General features: G+C 60.5%; 1 protein-coding gene and 2 pseudogenes. All 3 read right to left on the bottom strand.

Features of this window, described 5'->3' with window-relative positions; genetic code table 11:
• Positions 1-932: pseudogene (locus WBP53_RS03040) on the bottom strand (hypothetical protein); the annotation flags it as partial.
• Positions 933-1075: 143 nt separating this feature from the next.
• The gene (gene folP, locus WBP53_RS03035; protein WP_423925802.1) at positions 1076-1963 is read right to left on the bottom strand and encodes a dihydropteroate synthase; all 888 of its coding nucleotides are present in this window, start codon (positions 1961-1963) and stop codon (positions 1076-1078) included.
• A gap of 68 nt (positions 1964-2031) precedes the next feature.
• Positions 2032-2579 (bottom strand): annotated as a pseudogene (locus WBP53_RS03030) (ATP-dependent zinc metalloprotease FtsH); the annotation flags it as partial.

The following is a 2579-nucleotide window of genomic DNA, read 5'->3' as shown; positions in this document are numbered from 1 at the left end:
CCAATGATCAACGCGTGATATTTGCCGAACTTGACACCCTTGGCAGCAATCGGTGTCGCCGAGGTTCCCGATACAAGTGGAGCCGGCACGCTTCGCGTCTGGGCGAGGTTTGCGCTGTCGTCCAGCTCTGTGGCTTCTGCTTCGGCAAGCTTCCTGTCGACATCGGCACGCTGCTGCATGGCCTCCTTGAGCGAGCTTTCAAGCGCGGCCATTTTTTTCGCGTCACTCTGCTGGCTCGCGTTGGCGTTCTTCAGCGCGGCCACCTGGGTTTGCAGCTTGCTTACCTGAGCGTCGGCCTGGGAGCGCTGCATGGCCAGTTCACTGCGCAACTGCATATTGCGCTGCTCGACTTCGGCAACCCGTGCATCCGCCTCCTGTTGCGAGATCAGATCCTGACCGGTGATCCCCATGGCCTCTCGATACAGGTTCACCGCAGCGGTCGTGTCGACAGGCATGCCATGTCCGACTTCCATCATCGAAGCCAGTGACAGCTTGGCTTCATTGGACCCGGAGGCCGCAGCCTTCTTGTACCACTCGGCCGCTTTCACATAATCGGGGGCGGTATCCATGCCCTTCTCATAAATCTGCCCGACATAGAACTGGGCTTGCGCATCGCCACCCTTTGCCTTTTCCATCCAGACGGCGAGGCTGTTTTCGAGACTCGCGCGGTCATAAGCGACGTACTCGCCACCGCGCATCGCGCACAGTTGGGCGGTGGTCTTGACCGGCAGGCGCGGCCCCATATACGACATGGCGCCAGAGCGGCGCATTTGCCCAGGCAGCAGGCAATCGACCACCATCATGGCGTCAATCGGCTGCACGCCTGCAAGAGCACCGTTGTTCTGTACGTAGGGTTGCCAGTTTTCCGCGGCGTTGCCGGCGGAAGCGAGGACCAGAAGCACCACCGAAAGGCCTGGATTGAAGAGTTTCATAGCTGTTTCCTCGGCTCGATATGGGCGAAGCACCGGCCCATCGGAGAATTCCGAATACCCATTAAAACGCAAACCGGCGTGCGGTGCCCGCACGGATCTCCAAGCCAATGAATTTACGATATATTTTTCGCTGCCGGATGCGATCAATCCTCGTCCCAAAGGCTTGCAGCCGGCGAAGCCGGGCGCCGTCGCGACGTTGCATCAGGCAGGCCATGCCAGACTGCGAGCGCATCACGGGTTTCGGCAACGTCGTGCACGCGCACGATCGCGGCACCACGCTGAACCGCAATCAGGGCCGCAGCCACTGAACCGGCAACCCTGTCATCGACATCGCTGCGACCGGTCAGCACGCCGATCATCGACTTCCGCGAGAGACCGACCAGCAGTGGCCCCAGTTCGGCAAATCGATCCAGGTTGGCGAGCAGTTCGAGATTGTGTGCAAGCGTCTTGCCGAAGCCGAAGCCAGGATCGACCACGATCAGCTTCTTGTCCATGCCGGCCATCTGGCAGGCCAGCACGCGATCGGAAAGGAATCGATGTACCTCACCAACCACATCGTCGTATTGAGGCGCGTCCTGCATGCTCCGGGGTTCGCCCTGCATGTGCATGAGGCAAACGATGGCGCCGAGATCGGCCGCCGCGTCGAGTGCACCTTCCTCTCGAAGCGCGCGGACATCATTGATCATGCCTGCGCCGGCAGCGACTGCAGCACGCATCACCTCGGCATTGGAAGTATCGATGGAAATGGGCACAGTCGTTCTTTGGGCAATAGCCTCGATGACTGGAACAACGCGCGCGATCTGCTCTCGCGCAGCCACTGCCGCCGCGCCGGGTCGGGTTGATTCCGCGCCGATGTCGACGAGATCGGCACCCTGTTCGACCATCCGCAACGCATGTTCGATGGCCGCTTCCGGCGCCAGGAATTTCCCGCCGTCCGAGAACGAGTCCGGCGTGACGTTGACGATGGCGCAGATGCGTGGCCGGTCCAGAACCAGCTCCCTGCCCTTGCAGTCAAGTACCGGAAAAAACATGATCGTGCTCCTGGAAATGAAAAGGCCGCCCTCGGGGCGGCCTTTTTATCAGGTGTTGGACACTGCTGTCAGGGATTGGGCGTACTGCGCGACTGCGTCGCGGGACCACCGATAGGACTCTCTCCGCTGCCACCATTACTGGCGCCGCCTCCGCTGCCGCGCTTGCTCGAATCACTTGTCCAGTCCTTGGGTGGATCCGGCTCGCGCCCATCCATGATCGCTGCAATCATTTCGCGATCAATGGTTTCGTACTGAAGCAAAGCCTGCGCCATTGCTTCGAGCTTGCTGCTTTCACGGGTGAGGATTTCGCGAGCGCGTTCGTAGGCACGATCGATGACCGAGCGAACGACTTCGTCGATGCGCCGGGCTGTCGCTTCCGAAACATGCTTGTGCTGCGTCACTGATCGGCCCAGGAAGACTTCGTCCTCCTCGTCGGTGTAGGTCATCGGACCCAGTTCCTCGGACAGACCGTATTTCGTCACCATGTCGCGCGCCAGTTGAGTGGCACGCTGGATATCATTCGATGCCCCGGTGGTGACGTTCTCATCACCAAATATCAACTCTTCGGCCACGCGTCCGCCGTAGAGGCTTGCGAGGCGACTGTCGAGCGAGCTCT

The organism is Dokdonella sp. (assembly GCF_049593775.1).
Classification (GTDB): Bacteria; Pseudomonadota; Gammaproteobacteria; order Xanthomonadales; family Rhodanobacteraceae; genus Dokdonella.
The sequence above is the reverse complement of the archived record's forward strand: the minus strand, read 5'-3'. Positions and strand labels throughout refer to the sequence as shown.

What these genes read in the sequence shown, in the direction of transcription:
- folP (WP_423925802.1), bottom strand. Translation starts at nt 1,963, where the DNA reads ATGTTTTTTCCGGTACTTGACTGCAAGGGCAGGGAGCTGGTTCTGGAC.